This is a genomic window from Aneurinibacillus danicus, assembly GCF_007991215.1.
Lineage (GTDB): Bacteria > Bacillota > Bacilli > Aneurinibacillales > Aneurinibacillaceae > Aneurinibacillus > Aneurinibacillus danicus.
On record NZ_BJXX01000154.1, the window covers coordinates 16,334 to 38,031 of the forward strand.

Sequence of the window (21,698 nt, forward strand, 5' to 3'; positions counted from 1 at the left end):
CGCGCGTTTTTCTTGCTCATGCGTTTATTCCCCAAAAATCCGCCGCTCCAGCTCGCGTCCTGTTGGTGTCGCAGCCAATCCGCCCAGGGCGGTTTCTTTCAGGGTATTCGGCATGGCGCAGCCGATGCGGTACATAGCGTCAATGACTTCATCCGTCGGAATTGCGCTTTTTATCCCTGCAAGGGCCATATCGGCGGCGACCATGGCATTGGCGGCTCCCATTGCGTTTCTTTTCACGCAGGGAACCTCCACCAGTCCGGCTACAGGATCACAGACGAGTCCCAGCATATTTTTCAGTGCAATGGCTACAGCCTGGGAAGATTGCTCCGCCGACCCACCGGCCATCTCTACAATGGCGGCCGCCGCCATGGCGGTAGCCGAACCGACCTCGGCCTGACACCCGCCTGCCGCGCCTGAAATAAATGCATTGTTTGCGATAACAAAACCGATGGCTCCCGCCGTAAACAGGTAATTTACCATCTGGTCATGGCTGGCATTAAGCTTTGGCGCCACGGCAAACAGCGTACCCGGAACGATGCCGCAGGCACCGGCAGTCGGTGTCGCGCAGATGGTGCCCATTTTGGCGTTGACTTCGTTCGTGGCAACCGATTTGCTGACCGCATCCAGCAGGAGCCTCCCGGACAGCGGTTCCCTTTCTTTGAGATACGTTTGCAAAAGAACCGCATCGCCTCCCGTCAATCCGCTGCGGGAGCGGGCGGGTTCAGCAATGCCACGTCTTACCGCTTCTTCCATAATATCCAGATTCCGTGTCATCATTTTTATGATTTCCTGCCGGCTTTTACCGGATACTTCGCTTTCGACATCAATCATAATTTGAGAGATCGGCTTATTTTCTTTAGCGGAGAGCTCAACGAGTTCCGCAATTGTGCGAAAGGCCATTGTTCATCACTTCCTTATGTCATTGTTCTTAGAGAGCCGGAGTGCTAGAAACGCGGTTCACATAAGACAGTTCACATATTTCTTTGCATATTGCACCCGATACGGCCTGATCTGTTTCAATCACCATAAGGGCTTCTGCCCCTTTGGATTTGCGGGCCATCTCCATATATCCTATATTTATTTTATGTGCGGCGAGCACTTCAGATACGGCCGCCACCAGTCCGTACCGATCCTCATGCCAGACAAACAGGGTCGGCATATCGCCGGTAACGCGTACAGGAAAGTTGTCGACTTCAGTGATCTCCATCTTTCCGCCACCTACCGAAATGCCGCATACGCTCAGTCTTTTATTCCTCCCATCGTCGAGTATAATGCGCGCTGTATTCGGATGGTTTGGAATATCGTCAGATACATGGATCGAGACTTCCATGTTCGAATCTTTTGCGATGGAGAGGGACTGCGTAATCCGTTGATCGAATGTGTCAAATCCGAGGATTCCCCCTACAATCGCAATGTCGGTTCCATGGCCTTTGTATGTTTTCGCAAACGAGCCGTAGAACGTCACGTTCGCTTTTTTGGGCCGGGTTCCGAATAGTTTACGGGCCAGCAGGCCAATTCTTGCCGCTCCGGCTGTATGGGAGCTGGAGGGTCCGATCATCACCGGTCCGATAATGTCAAATACAGAGCGATATTTCATGCCGTCTCCTCCTGTGGATTATGAGGATATAATGAGAGGACTTTAGTGATTTGCGGGATGTGTTCGATTTTGGCGGTAACGCTCTCCGGGATGGCTTCATCCGTCAGAGAGACCAATAATGCGTTTTTTCCTTTCTGTTCCCTCGATACTTGCATGCTGGAAATATTAATTTGATTTTCTGCCAGAATACGTGATACATCGCGAATCACTCCGGGGTAATCCGTGTGATATACGAGAAGTCCGTGTGCATCCGGAGTAATCCGGCAGCTGTAATCATTCATTCTGCTAATAAATACCTCATGATGATCCTTTTCAAATCGGTATTTATTTTTTCCGATTTGTAAGATTGCGATTTCATTTGTATATTCTCCCGAGCTGGTTTCGATTTTAACAGTCCGGTCGGGCGAAGGACCAAGCAGCCCTTCGATGAGTTTTCGTGCGATTTCTTCTCTGTGCTCGTGCGTGAGAATGTTAAGTGTCGCTTCGCTAATCTGTTCCTCTAAATAGCGGATGAGCCTGCCTAATGCAATAAACCCGGAATAGTGTACCATTTCCATTTGTGTTCCCCTCGACTTTCATACGGTGCTATCATGATTGTATGGAAAACACGAACATTATTCAACATAAAAACAAGAAACAGGAAAAATAAGAGATTAATGTTCGGTTTTTAGTTTTTGTAAATCTCAAACGCAAAGCCGATCCGGCATTGTTTCGTTTCTATCGGGAATTCCGGACACCGGCGGCTGAGATAAAGGAGGGGGCATAACAGCCGTGCGCGTCAATATACTCTCACTAAGTAAAAGTACTGAGCGACATCGTGGAAAAGCAGATCAAGACGAAGGAAGAATATTCGTACGTGTGGCTTGAACAATATAAAGGAATAAAACCGGATCAGCCTTTCTATGTGACCGGGGATGCGCTGCATCTTTATTTTTATCCGTATGAGATTGCCGCTTATGCGGCGGGTTTCTTAAGGTTTCCGGTGTTTTCTCTGCATTCGTTTCGGTAAAGGCATTTTAATCATTTCGCATCCATGCATCGACCTTCGTTTTGACAGGGGTAGCACGAGGGGAACTTTTCCTTTGAACAGAAAAAAGAGTTTTTTAGTTATATAACAAGTGTTGACAAAAGCATTTCTGTTATAATACAATGAAAACAAGAAAAATTCAGGAAAAATAATAAATGGAGGAATGAAAAATGACAAGAAATCTGGACTTTTACAGAAACCTGCCGCCGAAAGAGTGCCGTGAATGTGGTGACATTATGGAAGAGCAGGCAGAGTCTTATATTTATGAGTGTCAGCGTTGCTTTGGTCGTAAACATGAATAAAGAGATGTTTTAGAAGACGCGGGATAATGCCCTGTTTGTTCCTGAAAACGGGAATGAGCAGGGTGTTTTTTGTAGAAATAAGAGAAGAAGAAAGAAGATCTGAGGTAGGAAAAGGCGTTCGCCTTTTTTCGTATTTTGTAAGCGGGGAAAAACGCGCGAGGCGTGTGCCGGCCGAAGAGCCACAAAGCGGCCGCTTGTCCTCTGTGTGGAGAAAGGACGAGCGGCAACGCCCGTGAGTTGTTCTTACCGCGTATTTTCCGATAAATTTTTTGCAAGATTCAAGTCAAAATCGTTATTTTACAGTTCAATTTCATATTCTTTTAATTTCCGATAAAGAGTAGGGCGGGAAATGCCTAAATATTTTGCCGTTTTACTTATATTACCGTTTGTTTTTAGAAGAACTTTGATTATTAGCTTTTTGTTTAAGTCATGATTTTGCTGTTTTATATCTTGTACATTATTTATGGAATGATTGGAAAAATCCAGTTCCATGTCCATAACACCTAATGGTTGAAAAATATATCGGGGCAGATGTTCCTTGGTTATCACAGCTGAATTATCCGAGATATAAAACGCTCTTTCAATGACATTGCTCAACTCTCTAATATTTCCATACCAGTTGTGCTTGATCAGAATATCAAACGCTTCTCTAGAAAGTTCTTTTTTAGGGCGTCCCGTCGTTGCAACCAAGTCATCTATAAAGTATTCAACCAGCGCAGAAATATCATCCAATCTTTCACGGAGAGGGACTAATTCAATCGTAAACACATTTAATCTAAAATATAGATCGCTTCGGAAGGAGCCTTTAAATGCAATTTCTTGATTTAAATTTTTATTTGTTGCTGCAATGATTCTTACGTCAATGGGGATGGGGGTGTGTCCGCCAATTCTGGTCACTTCTTTCTCCTGAAGAACCCTCAAAAGGGAGGCTTGCAATTCCAGAGGCATGTCCCCTATTTCGTCAAGAAACAACGTACCGCCATTCGCCGCTTCAAATTTCCCCTGGTTCCCACCTCTTCTTGCCCCGGTAAATGCTCCTTCTGCATATCCAAATAGCTCAGCGTTGATAAGATCTTTTGGAATAGCCGCACAATTAATGGCGACAAAAGGTTTATCACAACGGTTGCTTTCATTATGAATGGCTCTAGCAAATAATTCTTTTCCCGTCCCGCTTTCGCCCAGAAGCAGAACATTGGCAGTAGTTTGGGCAGCGGATTTAGCGAGTGAAACGGCTTTTAAAAAGTTCTCGTTTGATCCTACCAGATCTTTCGTTACTATTTTTCGCTTATCTTTGACGGGCTGAGATTTATTCAAAGAGCTACCTATCTCTTTAATGAATACATAATAATAGGGCTCAGAAGTAACGATTTTAATCTCAACTAAATCATGGTTTGCTTTCTTCCTTAAGACAGATGGTATCTCCTGCGGGAAACGATTAAAGATGTCTTCCATAATATTTTCTACGAAATCCTTTTTTTGCTTAAACAGTTGTTGGCCCCGTACATTTGTAAACACGATTCGTTTATCTTTTATCACATACAGACAATCACTCATCATTGCAGACACATCTTGAAGTATTGTATGCAAGGATACCTGTTGATGTTTTTGTTCCACGGTATCCACGGCATATTCTACAATACGCGCCAAGGAATTTGTAATGAAACTAAAGGTTGAAATTTCATCAGACTGAATAAAAAAGCCAATAACTCCGTTGAAGGTACCCGATCTGGAACTGATGGGGATTCCTATGGAATGCCAGGTTTGAAGCTGGGATATTGTATGCATGGTATCCTGGACAGAAGATAGGACTTTCCTTTCCCAGGCGAGTTTCAACCCCGTTTCGTCTAAATTTGAATAGGCTTTAATATGGCTCCCGGGTTGGATTTGAGTCCATGTTATGGGAGGGAGCTCGATTCCGTGATTATAGGTGTCCAGAACATTTCCGTCCATATCTATGAAAACCGACAAATAGGGGAGAAAATGAACAGACCTTTTAATTTCATCGAGAAGAACTTCATACTGGGCCAGCTTCTCTTCTAATTTTCCCGTCCCAAGGACGTTTTGCTTGTCTTTATCGCTATCAAGTAATTTTTTAAAGAAAGGAGACGGGGCTATAGTGGTTCCCGATTCCCAAAGGATATCAAATTGCCCGTTTTCATTTACCTTTCCAATGCGAGAGTGTAAGTGTAGATGCTGGGTTTCTGTGTCCACTACAATTTTTCCTTTTGGTGCTTCAAAACTTAGTCCGGACAGGGCCTTCCTTAAAGAATCCGTATCCAGCTTTTTCACTCTTTCTAATGCATGAGTTAGTAAATAAATACTATTATATGCATTTTCCATAGCTGAACTGATACGATCCGTTCCATATGTTTGCTGGTATTGGTTTACAAACGATTGGTTTACTCTGGATTGAATGGTGCTGAAATAAGGGAATGAAGAATAATAGCCTTTAGTGTAAAAATTTCGTAAAGTGGATATTTCTGTCTCAGCGGTGATCGAGCTTGCAATAGGCTTGTTGATCCCGTACTGATGAAATTGTTTATAAAAAGAAACGGCACTATCTCCAACGAGAGTAGAAAAAATGACATCCGGGTTTACTCTTTCGATATCTTTTAAATATTGGTAAAATTTCTGGTTGCCCAGACTACTGTAGTTCTCTCCAACAATGCTCCCCTGGTGGCTTTCAACAAGAAAACGTATCAACTGGTTGGTTTGTCGAGGGTAAATGTAATCGGAACCTATCAAATAGAATGATTTTCCTAGATTTTCAATAATCCATGGAATAAAGTGAAGAAGCTGCTGATTGGGGACTGGACAACAATAAAAGATATTGCGATGTTGTTCCTCTCCTTCATACTGTGTGGGATAAAACAGCAGAGTATCGTATTTTTCCAGGGTAGAAATTATCATTTTGCGACATGCAGAAGTGTAAAGCCCCACAAGTGCAACCACTTTATCTGCCAGAATAAGTTTTTCGGCCTTTTGAGCTGTAAGGTAAGGGTCTGAAGCAATATCTTCTACAACAGATAATAATCTCCGACCATCTATCCCCCCTTTTTCATTAATTTGCTTGATGGCAAGAAGACAGGCTTGATATTGTCCCCGTTCCGTAATCCCTGTAGTTCCGGTAAGAGAAAAAAGTATGCCGATTTTAATTTCGTGCTCTTTCGTCATCATAGCTTTCCCCCTTTTTACACTTGTAACAGTTTTGTACGAGCTATAGAAATTGTAAATGTTAAATAATTTTACATTATCATTACACGTTTTGACAGTGATACCATAGCGAGGGCTGTTTTGAAGATATAATGTGTCAACTATTATAACATAATAAGTCGAATTAGATTACCTATTATTGTTGTTGTTTTTTGGTATGGTATTTGCTAATAGAAATGCATAAGCAGGCCAAACAGAGAAGGGATTGCCCTCTTCTTCCTTCATGATTTTCACAGAAAGAGTGTTAGGAAATATAACAATGAAGAAGACGGCAGAGAAAAATGCTCATAAAATATAATCATAACTTATAAACAATCATTATATTTTTATATTGCCGATCGATTCTACATCATGGAAAAGGGGGAAATTGTTAAATCAGGGGAAATAGAAGGCGTTGCTGTTGATAGTATCAAAAAATATCTAACCATTTGATTAAGGGTGCTTGAAAGGGGGGATTATTGGAAGGGTAAGTCTGTTCAAAAGTAATATTTTCAAAAAATTAGAAAAAGTGAGGAGAAATGAAAAATGAGACATGGAGATATTTCTAGCAGTCATGATACAGTTGGAGTTGCCGTTGTAAACTATAAAATGCCGCGCCTGCATACCAAGCAAGAGGTAATTGCCAATGCTAAAAATATTGCTGATATGGTTATTGGGATGAAACAAGGGCTGCCGGGAATGGACCTGGTTATTTTCCCGGAATACAGCACTATGGGAATTATGTACGATTCAGACGAAATGTTCGCGACGGCTGCTTCCATCCCGGGTGAAGAAACGGAGATTTTTGCAGATGCATGCAAAAGAGCGAACACGTGGGGAGTCTTTTCCATTACAGGTGAAAAACATGAAGATCATCCCAACAAAGCTCCCTATAACACGTTAGTTCTTATTAATAATAAAGGGGAAATTGTACAGAAATACAGAAAAATTATACCTTGGACTCCGATTGAAGGCTGGTATCCTGGAGATACGACCTATGTAACCGAAGGGCCTAAAGGTATTAAAATCAGCTTAATTGTTTGCGATGACGGAAATTATCCGGAAATTTGGCGTGATTGTGCCATGAAGGGAGCTGAGCTCATCGTTCGGCCCCAAGGGTATATGTATCCGGCGAAAGAACAGCAAATTATGATGGCTAAAGCGATGGCCTGGGCCAATAATACGTATGTCGCTGTAGCTAATGCTACTGGTTTTGATGGAGTCTACTCTTACTTTGGCCATTCGGCAATTGTTGGTTTCGACGGACGTACGCTGGGAGAATGCGGGACTGAAGAAAATGGAATACAATATGCGGAAATCTCTGTATCACAGATTCGTGATTTCAGAAAAAATGCACAATCACAGAATCACCTCTTTAAGCTTTTGCATCGAGGCTATACTGGTTTAATAAACTCAGGGGATGGTGATCGCGGGGTAGCCGAGTGTCCATTCGATTTCTATCGAACTTGGGTTCTGGATGCAGAAAAAGCAAGAGAAAATGTAGAGAAAATCACGCGGAAAACCGTAGGGACAGCTGAATGCCCGATTGAGGGAATCCCGAATGAGGGCAAGCTTAAAGAAATCGGTGTGTAATTGGGGATACTGTGATGTCGATGCCCGTACCAGCGAATTTCTTACCGGGGAACTACGCAAGCACACATGCCCCTGTTCCCCACAGAAGCTATACTTTGGCAGTTAGTGCAGAGACGAAAGTAAAAAATGTAAGAGCGTAACATTTCAAACTTTTCATTGTTGATTTTTTATATGTTTATTTCAAAATATATAATATAATATACAATTATACATTATATACTAGCGTTGTATAAAATTTCAGGAAATCGCTTGAACTGACATCTGGCCCGAGAATATTTTTTGAAGAAATGAAAGATAAAAGAGACCAGCACAAACAAAAGAGGAGAGAGAGCATGAACGAACGTTATAATCATGAAGAGCTGAATCTCAGTGGACTACATAACGAAACCCTGGTAGTACACGCCGATGATTGGGTAACCAACGATGGGACGGTGGCTCCGGCGATTTATTACTCAGCCACATTCCGTGCACAAAGTGCCGCCGAATTCGCGGACATGGCGGAAACTCCCCGCCATCCCCGGTATTACACGCGTTACGGCAATCCGGTGCATGAGCGCGTAAAGAAGGTGATGGCTGAGCTTGAGGGCACAGAAACCGCACTGGTAACCGGCTCCGGGATGGGGGCGATTGCTACGACCCTTCTGGCGCTGGTCAGCGCAGGCGACCATGTGATTGCACAGACGCGGCATTACATGAGTACCGCCAAAATCATGGACGAGATGCTGCCGCGATTTGGTGTCGAAGTGACCGTGGTTGAGCAAGCCGATATCACAGCTTTTGCTGAAGCTATTCGGCCCAATACAAAGCTTATCATGGTGGAGACGCCGGCCAATCCGACTTTAGTGGTGACCGATTTGGCCGCCGTGGCGGCATTGGCTCGCCCGCGTGGCATCATCGTCGTGGCCGACAACACGTTTGCATCGCCGATCAATCAGCGCCCTCATGACCTGGGCGCCGACGTCATCGTTCACAGCGCCACTAAATATTTGGGCGGCCACCATGATTTGACAGCAGGTGTGATCTGCACCAGCGAGGAGTTAGCCGAACGTATTTGGCATACACATATTTCCATCGGCTCGGTCCTCTCTCCGATGGATGCGTGGTTACTATTGCGTGGTCTGCGTACGCTTCCGATGCGGATCGAACGGATCAACGCCAACGCCCTCGCCTTGGCCGAGTTCCTGGAGGCACAGCCGCAGGTTGAGCGTGTGTATTACCCCGGTCTTGCCAGCCATCCGCAACACGAGCTGGCGAAACGCCAGATGCGCGGGTTCGGCGCGGTGATCGCTTTTGCAATCAAAGGTGGTTATGATGCAACGCAGCGCTTCGTTTCCGCACTGAAACTGTCGCCTAACGCAGTCAGCCTGGGCGGGATCGATTCACTGGTGGTACATACAGCGGCGATGTGGGAAGGGGTAATGAACGAGGAGCAAATGCGAACAGCCGGGATTCCGTCCAATTTCGTGCGCTACTCGGTCGGCATCGAACATATCGATGACCTGAAAGCGGACGTATTGCAAGCCCTGCAAGTGGTATAAACCACTTGCAGGGTTTTTTCAGTATTTCCTTTATAGCCGGCGGCTCACATGGAATAAATCTGGTTTATTATGTCTTTGATGTGTGCAGCGGTTATTTTGCTTTCGACTTGTGCCTTCTCATTTACCGCCGCCTTAAGTCTCATGATTTGGACTTCCAATTCCTCATATTCTGCCTCATCTCCCAGCAGTTGTAACTTCCATTTTTGTTTTTTATATAATTCCGATAATGCATTGGCCTCTACGGAAGCTTCTTGCCACTGCTGCTGATCCACCAGCGTTTCAACCCGTGTGGTCTTCTGGAACAAAGGATTTTGGTCTATTTTTTTCGCTGCGCTTGCAGGAGAAGCAAATCCGCATACCATCAATAAAATGATGACAATTCCGTATGATACAGCCCGGCCTACTGGCATGAGTTGATGCATAAAAACGCCTCCCTGAACCCGAAGTATATTACCGGTTTATTTTTTCCCAAAAACCACAATACTAACAGCATAAAGATTCGGAATGGGGGATTTTAATGCCGGAATATCTTCTCATACTTATTCGCTCTTTGCTTTCTTTTGTTTTACTTCTGTTACTGGCAAGGTTAATGGGGAAGAAACAGCTTTCCCAGCTTACGTTTTTTGACTATGTTGTGGGTATTACCATTGGATCGATTGCTGCCGCGCTAGCAATCGATCAAAACATTATGATCATTAATGGGATTATCGGACTGATCATATGGGGAGCCCTTCCCATGCTGTTGAGCTATACGGAATTAAAATCGAATAAGCTGCGGCACCTGATGGACGGAGAACCCACCGTATTGATTCGGGATGGAAAAATTCTTGAAGAAAACATGAAAAAAGAACGTATGACGGTTGACGAGTTGATGCTTAGCCTGCGGGCTAAAAACACGTTCCGGCTTTCGGATGTCGAGATGGCAGTGATGGAAACGAACGGAGAAATCAGTGTGCTGAAAAAATCGGATGCAGAACCTGTTACGCCGAAACTGTTAGGAATGTTAACAGAGCAGCACAAATCACCGGGTACTGTTATTGTCGACGGAAATGTTATAGATGCGACGCTGTCATCTCTTGGATATTCGAGAGAATGGTTACTGGGGGAGATAATGAAGCAGGGGGGCACAAGCTTCGAACAGGTTTTCCTTGCCCAAATCGACTCTACCGGCAATGTATACATCGATTTTTATTATGATAAAATGACCCAACCCCAGGCAAAGCAAAAGCCGTTGCTTGAAGCCTCTCTTAAAAAAGTTCAGGCCGATTTGGAGTTGTTTGCTTTGGATACAAACGATCCGGCGGCAAAAGCGATGTACCAGCAGCAAGCCAAACAGTTGGAAACGGTCGTAAACTCGCTGGCTCCGTATTTAAAAGAATAGGCGGATGATGCAAAAAAGGGACCTCTGCACGTTTTTTCCGACACAGGCATATACCGATAAATGCAGGTGACTGGCAGACCGCCGTAATAAGACTCCTGTACCCGGCCAAGAATACAGGAGTCTTTATAATGGCGTGTAACGAGGAGTTATTTGGACGATTTGACTACTTTATTGAGGCAGCTTCGGCTTGTTTTTTACATAGTAAACTTTTCTGAAACGAATTTGGGATACTGTCGTGTTGAACCGCTGGTATCGCGCGTTCCCAGCTTCCGAGCAGCATGATGGCTATCAAAGCTGTCTGCGGCGAGATGAGCGGGTGATCAAGTATACCGGTGAGCGGCAGAACAGGCAGTGTAAAGAAGAAGAATGCCATTTGCTGTTCTTTCCATTTTGAAATGACAAACAACTTTATTCCTTTATACAAATACGAACCTGTAAAAAGGAGAAACGCTGTACCTCCGATAACTCCGTATTCGCAAAAGAAGCCGAGAAACAGATTATGCGCATGAGTAATTCCCGTCTTCTCAAATGCGGCATAAGCTTGTTGAAACCCAAGAGGCGTTACACCAAAAAACGGTGAGTTGTTCCACACCTGGATGCTGTATTTCCAGATAGTCTGTCTCGTTTCGAATGATTGTACCATACTATCAAAACGCGGAATTATGCTTGAGAAGGTCCCGGTATATGCCAAAAGAATACAGGAAACGGTTCCGAGTGTGATGGCTACCAGCCGGCTTACTTTCCATGCAAACAAAGTGAGTAAAAGAACCATAATCGCCACGCCTGTGCGAGAGCCGGTTTGTACAATGGCAAGCATAATCGGGAACATAAGCCCGATGTATAGAAAGAAGAATAAGCTTTGTTTTTTCTCGCTTTTGATTGTTTGAAGTATGTTAGCAATCAGGCTTGCCAGACCCAACAGTAAGATAAAGGCGGTAAAATTAGGATTGTATGCACTGCCAAACAACCGCCCCGATTCTTCTAACCCTAATGGAGCCATGCCTGTCAGAATACCAAGCCACCAGTTTCCCCCGTACACATATCCTTTGTGTAATTGGATTTGCCCCACTATAGCCATATAAAGGCTTCCTACTATGAGGATATGTCTGAAGTTTTGTGATTTCCAGGCCGTATCTTCTTCTCTTGTATACAGATATACACCCAGATACCCAAGTATCATAATCGGGACGAGAAGATAAATCGGTTTCCCCGATTGTATACAGGCTCCAATCGAGGCAAAAATAAGTGTTAAAAAGAAGAAAGGAGCAGGCTGCCGCAGGAAGAGTGGTTGCCTGTGCAGGAGTCGATGGCCCACATGATATATTCCTGCCCCGATAACCCATACAATGCCTGCAGCAGGCAGAAAAAAGAGAAGCAGAATTCCCCATTCAAGAAATGAAACCCGTTTTTTTGCCATTATGGTTTTATCTCCTTGTACGTGCATATATTATGAAGCATACTGTTTCTCATTGTGGGTATTTTTTACGGAGAATAAACGTGCGCGCGGTTGTGTCCATGTATAAAAGAAAAAGCGGACGTCGACAAATAAATAATAGAGAGCAAGGATACACGTATTTGTATCACGGAGGAGTTATCATTGAATAAAAAAGTGCTTATTTTGTCGGAAGCGGTGGGAGCAGGCCATACGAAAGCGGGCGGACTAACTTGTTTTGAAGCGCTGGCAAAAAAGCTTCCGCTGTTTATTTACCGGCCTTTGCCGGGGCACGAAGAAGGCAACAGCGATTTTTTGACAAGCCGCAAGCTGGCCGTTCGCATCGATACAGAAGAGGAGATTGATGAGTGGATGCGCAAACTGCTGGAAGGTCCGCAGGGTGCAGCTTTTCTTATACAAAATATGACTCAGTTTCGGCAAACGATGGATCCGCTGGCGACGGCCAAATCGGTGCTGAACCTTATCGAAGTGAAAAGAGAAAGCGGATTCTTTTTACCGTGATAGTAGGCTCAACAAAATAAAATTGTAAAAACAGGAAACTTTTTCATGGATTTTTACGTTATGAGTATAGAGGATTCGACTGTGGTTTTTTGAAGAATGAAGTGGGGGCGTGGGCCGTGTTTAAGCATGAAGAGAGAGAAAATGAACGGGCAAAGCAAATCTTTCGGCGCCTGAATTTTTTGTTGATTCTCATATTTTTGGTATTTGCGCTCATTATCTTCCGCCTATCCTATATCCAGGTCGTAAAAGGAGAGGAGTATACGGTCAAGGCATCCCGAAAATCCGATCAGAAGGTAGCCATTCCCGCCATGCGCGGCAATATTTACGATCGAAACGGAAATTTAATCGTCCACAGCCGAGGCTCGTTCGCCGCCGTATTTCGGGAGCAGGACGATATGGACAAGGAGCATTTTATTGCGGTTGCGACCAAGCTTGAGAAAACTTTGTCCGGTACGACTAAGGAAGGCCTGCTCGAGAAAATGGATGTGGGGCTGCAGTATAAAAACGGCCAGGTCGTTAAAGTCCCGCGCATGACCTCAAAGTTTCTCGAGAAAGACTTAAAGTATGACTTAACGCAGCAGGAGATTGCCTACCTGGCGGAGCATCGTACCGAGCTAAAGGGCGTTACGGTCGTCACAAAGCCGATTCGTGAATATGACAAAAAACAAGTCGCTGTACAGGCCGTAGGGTATGTCCGTCCTTTCAACGTGGCCGATAACCAGGGTATCGAATTCTATCGTCAACAGAAAGATTTCTATCTTCCAAATCAGATGGTGGGCTACGATGGAATTGAACGCAGTTACGAAGAAGAGTTGCGTGGAGAGAATGGCTACCGCATATATCAGGTGGCCGCCGATCAATCGATTGTTCGCCAGATTGCGGAAGTGCCGCCTAAACCGGGCAATAACCTGTATTTAAGTGTTGATCAGCGCGTTCAACTGGAGACAAGCATGTTCATCAAAAATTTTCTGCCCAAACTTCGCGCCACAGGAAAAAACGTAGGCAGCGCAAAAAATGTGTATGTGGTTGCCATGGAAGTAAAAACGGGCAAAATTGTTGCCATGGTCAGCTATCCGGAATATGACCCCAACATTTGGGCTGCCGGGCCGGACCTTAAGACGTACGAAAAAAATCAGTTTTCTTTTACAAACGGTACCATCCGCAGCGCGCCGCATGATGTGCGTCCGAAAACGGGCAATGCTGCGGTCATGGAAAATTATAAGCATCCTGCTTCGATTGTGCCGGCAGGCTCTGTAGTTAAGCCAAGCACTGTATTAATGGGATTGGCCGAGGGAGTCATTTACCCTGGACAATACTGGTCCGATCCGGGCGCATACCGTTATGGCGGCGCATCAGACGTGATTCGCAACGATAGCGGCCACAACTACGGGTCGCTTAATCCGCAGATTGCGATTCAAAAATCGTCCAATACGTACATGGCGTATGTCGGACATCAGCTAAGCAGAAAGCATAAAAAGAACTCCGTACCGGTGTTGCAGAAATATTTGCATGCCTTCGGACTCGGGGTAAAAACGGGCGTCGATTTGCCGGGAGAATCATCCGGGGGCGAAGACTTTTTGACGATGAACAAGAAGTATGGCCCGCTGGCCGCCATGGTACAATCCTCGTTTGGCCAGCAGGGGCGCTATACGACGATGCAGTTGGCCCAGTATGCGGCCACCATCGCCAACAAAGGCGTCCGATTGAAACCGCAAGTCGTTGATCGCATCGTGGATAGCAAGGGTAAAACGATTCGTGCGCTTAAACCTGAAGTCTTAAACAAGCTTGATGTGCCGGATTCCTATTGGAACATCGTGCACCGGGGCATGGTGATGGTAACGCAGCCGGGCGGTACGGCCAATCGCGTGTTTGCCGGATTCCCGTACAGCGTGGCCGCAAAAACGGGGACCTCCCAGCAGGACATTTATGTCCCGGATTCCATCGATTTTTCAAAAAAGGTAAATTGGCATAAATACAGGGAAATTAATAACGGTGTGTTCATTTCGTTCGCTCCGGCGGACAATCCGAAGCTGGCCGTGGCTGTCGTTGTCCCGGAAGGGGGCTATGGGAGCGGATCGGCCGGCCAGGTTGCCCGGGCCGTATATGACATATACGAAAAATATATCGGGCTTGGACCTACGGACAAACCGTATAATCCGGCTACCGCCGTACCGGGTGGCATCGATGCGAAGAAAGAGAAGAAAGCGGGCGCAGGAGAGCAGGTGCAGAAAGAGAGCCGTTCTCAAAGGTAGGAGCAGGGCGCTTCCTTTGAAGAACGGCTTTTGTGTGTCCCATAACGCTTGCTGCCAGGCAAAGCGAATACGGCAGTGTTTATGGCGTTTCGTATACGATTTTTCCTGTTAACGATAAATCATATCCGCCGATGGCATTAAGTTTATGCTGAAACGAAGAAGAACGCAGGGTGCTGAGGAGCAAATCACATAATGGTTGATTGGACTCAGACTTTAATACGACCAAATCGTAGCGCTCTTTGATGAGCGGAACGAAATCGATTCCTACGATATAGGCAGCTTTTTCGATGCCGAGACCCACATCCGCTTCGCCGCTGGCAATCGCTCCGGCTACGCCTAAATGATTTGTCTCCTCTCTCTCGTATCCATGGATCGTCCCGGGAAGAAGCTGGTGAAGGCGCAACTGCTCATCAAGCAGCACGCGGGCACCCGCTCCTTTCTCCCGATTGACGAACCGGATACCCGGTTTATTTATGTCTGTCCACTGTTCAATGTGCTTGGGGTTTCCTTTTTCTACATAAAATCCGACCCAGCGTGATAGAAGATTGACGACGAGATAGCGGTGCCCTACGAGGATTTTCTGAATATAGGGGATGTTGTACTCACCGCTGTCCCCGTCCCAGAGATGGGTGCTCACGATATCCGCTTCTCCCCTGTACATCGATATCAAACCATTGAGGCTGCCCATATAGGAGCGGAGCAGTCGATACGTAGTCTGCGGCTTTTCCATATGTTTTGCTAATATGTCAAGGCTGATGTCCTGTCCGCTAATAACAATTGACCTTGCCTGTCCTGCCGGAACAGACGGTGTCTGGCTAACAGGGGAAAATGCGGGTGGTGCGGGAGCGGCTTGCGGCGACGCATAGGCTCCTTTTTTGGTTCTGGCTTTGTAGGCTTCCAAATCTTTGGCATCGATTCGCATTTGTCTGCCGACACGGTAGGCCGCAAGCTCCCCTTTTTTGATGAGATCATATACGGTTAGCTTCGATACTTTCAAAATGCTTGCGATTTCTTCGGTTGTATAAGAGATGTCGTTCATAATAGTCCTCCGTAGAGATATAAACAGATGATTTCTTCTTTTATAGTTAGATATATTTAATTATAATTAAATATATCTAACTATAAAAGAATTCAATATTTTACCATGTGGGAGGGAAGAAAAATGCGTAAATCAATTAGTTTATTATTAGCCGCAGTAGTCGTTATTTTTGCTCTGGTCGGGTGCGGGAGCGGCTCCAATCAAGAAGAAGGCAATCCCTCCAATGTCCCAAAAGAAATAAACGTGCTGGCGGCAGCCAGCTTGACCGATGCGCTGAATGAAGTAAAAACAGCATTTGAGAAAAAACATAACGGAATTTCGGTTACATACAGTTTTGGCAGTTCCGGCAAACTCGCCGGGCAAATTGAGCAGGGGGCGCCCGCCGATGTATTTCTGTCAGCAAGCAAGAAAGATATGGACAGGCTGCAGGAGAAAAATGCGATCCAAAAAGATTCGCGTGCCGATTTTGCCAGAAATGAGCTTGTGCTTATTGTTCCAAAAAGCAGTCCGCTACAGGTGGGTACCTTTGAAGACATCAAGCCGGAACTGCTGAAGAATATAGCCGTCGGGGAACCGGAAAGCGTGCCTGCTGGCCGCTACACGAAGGAGACGCTCGAGAAGTTCGGCATGTGGGAAAAAGTGCAGGACAAGCTCGTGCTGGGCAAGGACGTTCGTCAGGTGCTTACGTATGTGGAGTCAGGGAACGCGGATGCGGGTGTGGTATATGCGAGTGACGCTAAAACTTCGCAAAAAGTTAAGGTGCTGGCGACGGCCAAGCCGGAATGGCACAACCCTATCGTATATCCGGGTGCAGTTACGACAGACTCAAAGCATCCGGAAGAAGCCAGACAGTTCCTTGCGTACCTCAAAAGCGAAGAGGGACAGAAAATATTGCGAAAGTACGGGTTTAAATAGAGAGAGTCGGTGAATACAACGTGACAGACGTGAGCTTTCATCCGCTGTTTTTGTCGATGAAGGTGGCCGGGATTGCTACGCTGATTGTATTTGTTGCGGGCGTGGGCACGGCCTTTTGGCTCGGACGCCGAAGTTTTCCGGGCAAAAGCGTAATCGAGTCGCTGTTTTTGCTTCCGCTCGTTCTGCCTCCTACCGTGGTAGGATTCGGCTTGCTCGTATTATTCGGGAAAAACGGATGGATCGGCCGTTTATTGGCAGAATGGTTTGATGTTCAGGTGGTATTTACGTGGATAGGGGCAGTCATCGCATCGGTGGTCGTTTCGTTTCCGCTGATGTACCAGGCTGCCGCTGCCGCTTTTCAAACGCTGGACGAGAAGCTTGAACAAGCCGCCCGCACGATGGGGGCCTCGGAATGGCGGGTTTTCTGGACCATCTCATTTCCGCTCGCCTGGCCGGGAATTCTTGCGGGTCTCGTTCTTTCATTCGCGAGGGCGCTTGGCGAATTCGGCGCCACGCTGATGATTGCCGGCTATATTCCAGGCAAGACGGACACTTTGCCCATTGCTATTTACTTTGCCGCCGAGGCGGGACAGATGGAGAAGGCAACCATCTGGGTGGTTATCATCGTTGCGCTCGGATTCAGCGCCATGATGTGGCTGAACTGGTGGGGACGAAAAAACATGCGCCGGTTTTCCCGGCAGGACGAATAAGACGGGGGTAGTGATATGCTTGCCGTTACTATACAGAAAAAGCTGCCTTACTTTCAGCTTGACGTAGATTTTACCGTTCAAAAAGAGATTGTGGTGCTGTTCGGGCCGTCAGGGGCCGGAAAGACGACCATATTGAACAGTGTAGCCGGACTTATTCAACCGGATTCGGGAACGATTCGCTTAAACGACACCATCTTTTTTGAAACGGGCCAAAAGCCGCTCCCGACCAGAAAGCGGAAGCTGGGTTATCTTTTTCAGGACTATGCTCTTTTTCCTCACATGACGGTTGAGAAAAATATTTTATACGGGGTAAAAAAGGAACGGGAGGCGGTCTCGTCCGCTTTCGTTGTCCAATTGCTTACGGTTCTTGGCATTCGGCACTTGCTTCCCAAATATCCGCATCAAATATCGGGAGGGGAGAAGCAGCGGGTCGCACTGGCACGGGCACTCGCAGGCAAACCGGAGCTGCTGCTGCTTGATGAACCGCTTTCGGCGCTTGATGCAAAAACCAGGCAGCAGTGCCAGGATGAGCTGCTGGAGCTTCACCGCCTCTGGCAGATTCCTGTCCTTCTCGTTACCCACGATGAGAAGGAAGCGGAAAAGCTGGGGAACAGAATTCTTACGATAAACCAAGGCAAAATCGTAGATAAATGAAACGAAATAGGCAAACAATAAGAAGTCCTGATACAGGGAGCAATTTGGATGAGATAGTGAGGGAAGGTCAAATGGGGCAGAAGAATCGAAAAGCAGAGGCAAAGAATGAGAATGAGCAAGCGCTGCATAACGAGGCGTTGGAACTTGATCCGGGAATCGGGTTTTGGAATATAAATCAACTGATTTTGTAAATAAAAAATGATTTCCTATTGTCGTGAACTGTAATCCGAATAACGGACTTATTTTAAAGTGTCCATTATTTGGGTTACAGTTCATTCTCAGTGCATAGGTTCTTTTTTCAACTACTACTCCCATTTAAGCTATCATTGTATATTTGCATCCATTTTTTACGCTTTAGAAATAAAACTGTAAGCAAAACAACCTCGCCTACAACCAATAAACCTAAGCCTAAAACTAACCCTCCAAAAAATAAAAACTCGTTAACTTTCCAAGAGAAAAAGAACCATCCCGTTATTCCAAATACACCTAATGCTAAGTTAATAGTCCCCGCAATAAGGGTTTGTGGCAGAAATAATCCTGTTTTCTTAATCATAGTGGAACCATACTTAACGCTTATAGATGTAGCTATCATCATAAAAATCACATATATCGTCATTGCAATATCTATCTTATTCATTCATTTAATCCTCCCTTATAATGATTTTACCATAAAGCCCCATTCTCTTCTTAAAGTATCGAAAGTTATTCTAAACATTGAATTTTGATGCACGTAAACTGTCATATTCTATAGCTGTAATCGGCAAACCAGCTGTCACTTTACCCACGACCGGAACCCTAACCATCTTCACTTTTTCAAGAACAGATATATTGCTTTTTGATTCGCCGTCTAAAATCTCAATCGCGCGAGGTTTAGTTGGATCACGGCGAATAAGTCCCTTCTTTATCAAGGCGAGCTAAATGGCCATGCACCGTAGAGCTTGAAGCTAACCCTACTGCTTCGCCAATTTCACGAACGGATGGCGGATATCCCTTCGCTTTGACTTCCTTCTTGATGAAATCAAGAATGGTAAGCTGTCTGCTGGAAAGTTTCTTCATCCCATCACCTTCTAAACAAGAACGTACGATCTTATTTAGAATTACGCAAGAACATACATTCGATTTACAACAGAAATTTTTATATTTATTTTTAGACTAATAAATAGGCTTTATTAATATCATTGTTAATTTTCTTATTAATCTAACGAGCAGATTAGTGGAATAAGAATTACCCGTTCTTATATTAGTTTGATATAATGAGTGATGATTAAAGAGTATAAAGTCTATTCAAGTAAGATTAGAGGTAAATGAATGAAAAAAAGAATAGTCATATTTTGTATAGTGCTACTAGCATTTTCCCTTCTATTGTTCAGTACATATAAATTAATGAATTCGAGAACATACCAGTTATTTGGAGAATTAACCAGTCATGTAGAAACGAATAAAAAAGTAGTGGCGTTAACATTTGATGACGGTCCTTCAAAAAATGTAGAGCAAATATTAACCCTTTTGGATAAATATAATGCAAAAGCCACCTTTTTCTTAATTGGAAATGAGCTGGAGAAAAACCTTAAGGAAGGGCAAAAAATAGCAGAAGCAGGGCATCAAATAGGAAATCATACATATTCTCATAAGCGAATGATTTTCAAAAGCACTTCTTTTATCAAGCAGGAAATAGAAAAAACCAACCAATTGATTCGTAAAACAGGTTTTAAGGGAGAAATTGATTTTCGTCCACCAAATGGCAAAAAACTTATTGGATTACCCTATTATTTAAAAACACATAATATACAAACTGTTACTTGGAATCTTGAACCAGACACCTATTATACCTCTGTTTCCGACAAAGTGAATTATGCAAATAAAAATGTAAAACCTGGGTCTATCATTTTATTACATCCAATGTATGATAATACAGGGAATGAACTAAAAGTAATTGAAGGGATATTAAAACGTTTGTCTGAAGAAGGTTACGAGTTTGTAACGGTAAATGAGTTACAGAAATTAGGGAAATCTTTTTAATATTTCTTTTTGAACCTCTCATGGCTAAAGCCACGAGATTCTTGGTTAGTCCGTTCTACTGAACAGAATTAGTACATGATGTACCACCAAGCTATCCCCGCAGTTCCTGCGGTTGTTACAAACCTTGTACGTTGGACTCGGCACGCTGACGTACTGCTTGGTTTTCGCTTTTCGGTCAGCGTGGCGTGTGAAGGTTGAATGTTTTACGTGACAGACCGATTTCCTGTCACAACCCCATACATTCAGTTTTCAATGAGCAATCTGTACAAATATATTATACCATACAGTCGGACTTGCGAGAAGGCTAAAACCTTCCCTTGTCCGAAGCCGAGAACACTCATGACTGAGGTCACGAGTGTTCTCGGCTAATTCATAAAACTTTAGTACACACCGACGAATTTATGCGTGTAAATGGAGGAATTGATCCTTTATTCCCTAGAAAACTCCCTAATTCAAACAAAGCTAGAAATTCGAATCAGCTTAACATGAATTCCAATGGTAATAAACCGAACTCGTCTTCCAATGGTACAGGTAATTCTATATTTAAAAGTGGTAGAATAACTATCGAAGCAATAGAATCAAATCCCCATGTTTTTAGTGGTAAATCAGCTAATGAAATTGCGGAGATGTTAAAAAAAGTTGGATATGATGTTATGATTCAAACTTCCAAAAAGTCCCGTTCAGGAGCGGAAATTATTAAAATTAATAATCATGGGAATGGAAGGAACATAACTCAAGTTCAGGTTTCGCCTGGTGGCGGAAGACATGGAGAAAACCCTTATGTAAAAATAAGTACAAGTGACCAAGGCATTATTAAGATTGTGAATGGAGTCAAAAGTACTTACAAAACTGATGGAGCAGAAAAGGCAAAAATTATATTCACAGGAGGGAAATAAAAATGGTACAATTGAATGCACCTATTGTTCCTTGGGAAGGAATGGGAGGTATTAAACTATATAGCCATATTAGTGAATTTTATGGTATTTTAGAACAATCGAAAGAAGCGCCTAAACTACTAGGAAAGTTTTTGATAAGATATGAAATAAAGGATTCAGTCGATTTATGGTTTAATATAATAAATGGTAAGTTGTTTAAGATTACTGCTTTGAAAAACTATAAAGGAAAGTTGTTTGGAGAATTATGTATTGGAATGCACATTGATGAGGTATTAGAAAGAGAACCAAGCTTCATTTACGATGATTTTGAAGAAGTCTATTGTAGCCCAAAAGGAATATATATTGAAACTGACCCCGTGGAGCATACGGTGTTATGGATTTCGGTATATATTAAAGAAATTGATAACGAAGATTTTGAAAGAGGCAATTGGTAATTCAATATTTAAGGTCAAACAGTTTAGTTGTTTGGGATATGGAGTAAATATATAAACTAATCAAGTGAATAGTTGGCAACTATCGTGAATCAGTATATAACAATAAAGTATTGTAATATTTCTTACCCCATCGAGGATAAATTGAACTGTAACCCTAAAAGTAGACACTAAAAAAGAACCTATGCACTGAGAAGG

Annotated in this window: 21 protein-coding genes and 1 pseudogene; 13 read left to right on the forward strand and 9 right to left on the reverse strand. The window is 44.2% G+C overall.

What is annotated here, in order from left to right; all coding sequences use genetic code 11:
- Nucleotides 1–24 precede the first annotated feature (24 nt).
- Genes sdaAA through ADA01nite_RS16495 form a run of 3 tightly spaced genes read right to left on the reverse strand, consistent with a single transcriptional unit; the run spans nucleotide 25 to nucleotide 2,154 of the window.
- Nucleotides 25–900, reverse strand: a complete 876-nt coding sequence (gene sdaAA / locus ADA01nite_RS16485) for an L-serine ammonia-lyase, iron-sulfur-dependent, subunit alpha (RefSeq protein WP_146811369.1) — start codon at nucleotides 898–900, stop codon at nucleotides 25–27.
- Between the two features lie 28 nt (nucleotides 901–928).
- The gene (gene sdaAB, locus ADA01nite_RS16490) at nucleotides 929–1,597 is read right to left on the reverse strand and encodes an L-serine ammonia-lyase, iron-sulfur-dependent subunit beta (protein WP_146811370.1); all 669 of its coding nucleotides are present in this window, start codon (nucleotides 1,595–1,597) and stop codon (nucleotides 929–931) included.
- A complete protein-coding gene (locus ADA01nite_RS16495) occupies nucleotides 1,594–2,154 on the reverse strand; it encodes an ACT domain-containing protein (RefSeq protein ID WP_246147384.1) in 561 nt (186 codons plus the stop codon). Before ADA01nite_RS16495 ends, sdaAB begins: the two co-directional genes overlap by 4 nt.
- A 248-nt stretch (nucleotides 2,155–2,402) precedes the next feature.
- Here ADA01nite_RS16495 and ADA01nite_RS16500 point away from each other — a divergent pair, with 248 nt between their 5' ends.
- Both ADA01nite_RS16500 and yhfH read left to right on the forward strand, forming a co-directional pair.
- Nucleotides 2,403–2,606 carry an RsiV family protein gene (locus tag ADA01nite_RS16500; RefSeq protein WP_146811371.1) on the forward strand — a complete coding sequence of 68 codons (204 nt, stop codon included), beginning with the start codon at nucleotides 2,403–2,405 and terminating at the stop codon, nucleotides 2,604–2,606.
- 188 nt (nucleotides 2,607–2,794) lie between these two features.
- Nucleotides 2,795–2,926 (forward strand): protein YhfH, encoded by a 132-nt coding sequence (gene yhfH, locus ADA01nite_RS16505; RefSeq protein WP_146811372.1) that lies wholly within the window; start codon nucleotides 2,795–2,797, stop codon nucleotides 2,924–2,926.
- A 297-nt stretch (nucleotides 2,927–3,223) separates the two neighbouring features.
- Here the strand turns inward: yhfH and ADA01nite_RS16510 are convergent, their stop codons facing one another.
- The gene (locus ADA01nite_RS16510) at nucleotides 3,224–6,103 is read right to left on the reverse strand and encodes a transporter substrate-binding protein (protein ID WP_218029576.1); all 2,880 of its coding nucleotides are present in this window, start codon (nucleotides 6,101–6,103) and stop codon (nucleotides 3,224–3,226) included.
- A gap of 561 nt (nucleotides 6,104–6,664) precedes the next feature.
- Here ADA01nite_RS16510 and ADA01nite_RS16515 point away from each other — a divergent pair.
- Both ADA01nite_RS16515 and ADA01nite_RS16520 read left to right on the forward strand, forming a co-directional pair.
- Complete coding sequence (locus ADA01nite_RS16515; RefSeq protein WP_146811373.1) at nucleotides 6,665–7,711, forward strand: aliphatic amidase; 1,047 nt, start codon at nucleotides 6,665–6,667, stop codon at nucleotides 7,709–7,711.
- 332 nt (nucleotides 7,712–8,043) lie between these two features.
- Nucleotides 8,044–9,249 carry a trans-sulfuration enzyme family protein gene (locus ADA01nite_RS16520; RefSeq protein ID WP_146811374.1) on the forward strand — a complete coding sequence of 402 codons (1,206 nt, stop codon included), beginning with the start codon at nucleotides 8,044–8,046 and terminating at the stop codon, nucleotides 9,247–9,249.
- A gap of 44 nt (nucleotides 9,250–9,293) precedes the next feature.
- On the opposite strand, the gene ADA01nite_RS16525 is transcribed toward ADA01nite_RS16520, so the two are convergent.
- Complete coding sequence (locus ADA01nite_RS16525) at nucleotides 9,294–9,671, reverse strand: DUF4363 family protein (RefSeq protein ID WP_146811375.1); 378 nt, start codon at nucleotides 9,669–9,671, stop codon at nucleotides 9,294–9,296.
- Nucleotides 9,672–9,766: 95 nt separating this feature from the next.
- Between ADA01nite_RS16525 and ADA01nite_RS16530 the strand changes: the two genes are divergently transcribed.
- A complete protein-coding gene (locus tag ADA01nite_RS16530; protein ID WP_146811376.1) occupies nucleotides 9,767–10,630 on the forward strand; it encodes a DUF421 domain-containing protein in 864 nt (287 codons plus the stop codon).
- 163 nt (nucleotides 10,631–10,793) lie between these two features.
- Here ADA01nite_RS16530 and ADA01nite_RS16535 read toward each other — a convergent pair whose 3' ends face one another.
- The gene (locus ADA01nite_RS16535) at nucleotides 10,794–12,047 is read right to left on the reverse strand and encodes an O-antigen ligase family protein (protein ID WP_170230335.1); all 1,254 of its coding nucleotides are present in this window, start codon (nucleotides 12,045–12,047) and stop codon (nucleotides 10,794–10,796) included.
- Nucleotides 12,048–12,227: 180 nt separating this feature from the next.
- Here ADA01nite_RS16535 and ADA01nite_RS16540 point away from each other — a divergent pair, with 180 nt between their 5' ends.
- Both ADA01nite_RS16540 and ADA01nite_RS16545 read left to right on the forward strand, forming a co-directional pair.
- Nucleotides 12,228–12,584 carry a glycosyltransferase family protein gene (locus ADA01nite_RS16540; RefSeq protein WP_146811378.1) on the forward strand — a complete coding sequence of 119 codons (357 nt, stop codon included), beginning with the start codon at nucleotides 12,228–12,230 and terminating at the stop codon, nucleotides 12,582–12,584.
- A 116-nt stretch (nucleotides 12,585–12,700) separates the two neighbouring features.
- The gene (locus tag ADA01nite_RS16545; RefSeq protein ID WP_146811379.1) at nucleotides 12,701–14,836 is read left to right on the forward strand and encodes a peptidoglycan D,D-transpeptidase FtsI family protein; all 2,136 of its coding nucleotides are present in this window, start codon (nucleotides 12,701–12,703) and stop codon (nucleotides 14,834–14,836) included.
- Between the two features lie 79 nt (nucleotides 14,837–14,915).
- Here the strand turns inward: ADA01nite_RS16545 and ADA01nite_RS16550 are convergent, their stop codons facing one another.
- On the reverse strand, nucleotides 14,916–15,875 hold the full coding sequence (locus ADA01nite_RS16550) for a substrate-binding domain-containing protein (protein ID WP_146811380.1): 960 nt from the start codon (nucleotides 15,873–15,875) through the stop codon (nucleotides 14,916–14,918).
- A gap of 123 nt (nucleotides 15,876–15,998) precedes the next feature.
- Between ADA01nite_RS16550 and modA the strand changes: the two genes are divergently transcribed.
- From modA to ADA01nite_RS16565, 3 genes are read left to right on the forward strand one after another with little or no spacing between them, the layout of a single operon-like run.
- Entirely contained in the window at nucleotides 15,999–16,790 is a 792-nt protein-coding gene (modA, locus tag ADA01nite_RS16555; protein WP_146811381.1) for a molybdate ABC transporter substrate-binding protein, read from the forward strand.
- Nucleotides 16,791–16,810: 20 nt separating this feature from the next.
- Entirely contained in the window at nucleotides 16,811–17,500 is a 690-nt protein-coding gene (gene modB, locus ADA01nite_RS16560; RefSeq protein ID WP_371863570.1) for a molybdate ABC transporter permease subunit, read from the forward strand.
- Between the two features lie 15 nt (nucleotides 17,501–17,515).
- Nucleotides 17,516–18,154 (forward strand): ATP-binding cassette domain-containing protein, encoded by a 639-nt coding sequence (locus tag ADA01nite_RS16565; protein WP_146811382.1) that lies wholly within the window; start codon nucleotides 17,516–17,518, stop codon nucleotides 18,152–18,154.
- A gap of 298 nt (nucleotides 18,155–18,452) precedes the next feature.
- On the opposite strand, the gene ADA01nite_RS16570 is transcribed toward ADA01nite_RS16565, so the two are convergent.
- The gene (locus tag ADA01nite_RS16570; RefSeq protein WP_146811383.1) at nucleotides 18,453–18,791 is read right to left on the reverse strand and encodes a hypothetical protein; all 339 of its coding nucleotides are present in this window, start codon (nucleotides 18,789–18,791) and stop codon (nucleotides 18,453–18,455) included.
- Nucleotides 18,792–18,897: 106 nt separating this feature from the next.
- Nucleotides 18,898–19,210 (reverse strand): annotated as a pseudogene (gene lexA, locus ADA01nite_RS16575) (transcriptional repressor LexA); the annotation flags it as partial.
- 252 nt (nucleotides 19,211–19,462) lie between these two features.
- Here lexA and ADA01nite_RS16580 point away from each other — a divergent pair.
- From ADA01nite_RS16580 to ADA01nite_RS16590, 3 genes are all read left to right on the forward strand, one after another.
- Nucleotides 19,463–20,173, forward strand: coding sequence for a polysaccharide deacetylase family protein (locus ADA01nite_RS16580; RefSeq protein WP_146811384.1), 711 nt, complete (start codon nucleotides 19,463–19,465; stop codon nucleotides 20,171–20,173).
- Nucleotides 20,174–20,574: 401 nt separating this feature from the next.
- Nucleotides 20,575–21,069, forward strand: coding sequence for a hypothetical protein (locus ADA01nite_RS16585; protein ID WP_146811385.1), 495 nt, complete (start codon nucleotides 20,575–20,577; stop codon nucleotides 21,067–21,069).
- A gap of 2 nt (nucleotides 21,070–21,071) precedes the next feature.
- Nucleotides 21,072–21,503, forward strand: coding sequence for a hypothetical protein (locus ADA01nite_RS16590; protein ID WP_146811386.1), 432 nt, complete (start codon nucleotides 21,072–21,074; stop codon nucleotides 21,501–21,503).
- Nucleotides 21,504–21,698 lie beyond the last annotated feature (195 nt).

Coding starts and splice junctions, on each gene's coding strand:
- ADA01nite_RS16520 (WP_146811374.1), top strand. CDS start 8,044: ATGAACGAACGTTATAATCATGAAGAGCTGAATCTCAGTGGACTACAT.
- ADA01nite_RS16495 (WP_246147384.1), bottom strand. CDS start 2,154: ATGGAAATGGTACACTATTCCGGGTTTATTGCATTAGGCAGGCTCATC.
- ADA01nite_RS16565 (WP_146811382.1), top strand. CDS start 17,516: ATGCTTGCCGTTACTATACAGAAAAAGCTGCCTTACTTTCAGCTTGAC.
- yhfH (WP_146811372.1), top strand. CDS start 2,795: ATGACAAGAAATCTGGACTTTTACAGAAACCTGCCGCCGAAAGAGTGC.
- ADA01nite_RS16510 (WP_218029576.1), bottom strand. CDS start 6,103: ATGATGACGAAAGAGCACGAAATTAAAATCGGCATACTTTTTTCTCTT.
- ADA01nite_RS16525 (WP_146811375.1), bottom strand. CDS start 9,671: ATGCATCAACTCATGCCAGTAGGCCGGGCTGTATCATACGGAATTGTC.
- ADA01nite_RS16580 (WP_146811384.1), top strand. CDS start 19,463: ATGAAAAAAAGAATAGTCATATTTTGTATAGTGCTACTAGCATTTTCC.
- ADA01nite_RS16585 (WP_146811385.1), top strand. CDS start 20,575: ATGCGTGTAAATGGAGGAATTGATCCTTTATTCCCTAGAAAACTCCCT.
- ADA01nite_RS16570 (WP_146811383.1), bottom strand. CDS start 18,791: ATGAATAAGATAGATATTGCAATGACGATATATGTGATTTTTATGATG.
- ADA01nite_RS16515 (WP_146811373.1), top strand. CDS start 6,665: ATGAGACATGGAGATATTTCTAGCAGTCATGATACAGTTGGAGTTGCC.
- ADA01nite_RS16590 (WP_146811386.1), top strand. CDS start 21,072: ATGGTACAATTGAATGCACCTATTGTTCCTTGGGAAGGAATGGGAGGT.
- sdaAA (WP_146811369.1), bottom strand. CDS start 900: ATGGCCTTTCGCACAATTGCGGAACTCGTTGAGCTCTCCGCTAAAGAA.
- ADA01nite_RS16530 (WP_146811376.1), top strand. CDS start 9,767: ATGCCGGAATATCTTCTCATACTTATTCGCTCTTTGCTTTCTTTTGTT.
- modA (WP_146811381.1), top strand. CDS start 15,999: ATGCGTAAATCAATTAGTTTATTATTAGCCGCAGTAGTCGTTATTTTT.
- ADA01nite_RS16535 (WP_170230335.1), bottom strand. CDS start 12,047: ATGGCAAAAAAACGGGTTTCATTTCTTGAATGGGGAATTCTGCTTCTC.
- ADA01nite_RS16550 (WP_146811380.1), bottom strand. CDS start 15,875: ATGAACGACATCTCTTATACAACCGAAGAAATCGCAAGCATTTTGAAA.
- sdaAB (WP_146811370.1), bottom strand. CDS start 1,597: ATGAAATATCGCTCTGTATTTGACATTATCGGACCGGTGATGATCGGA.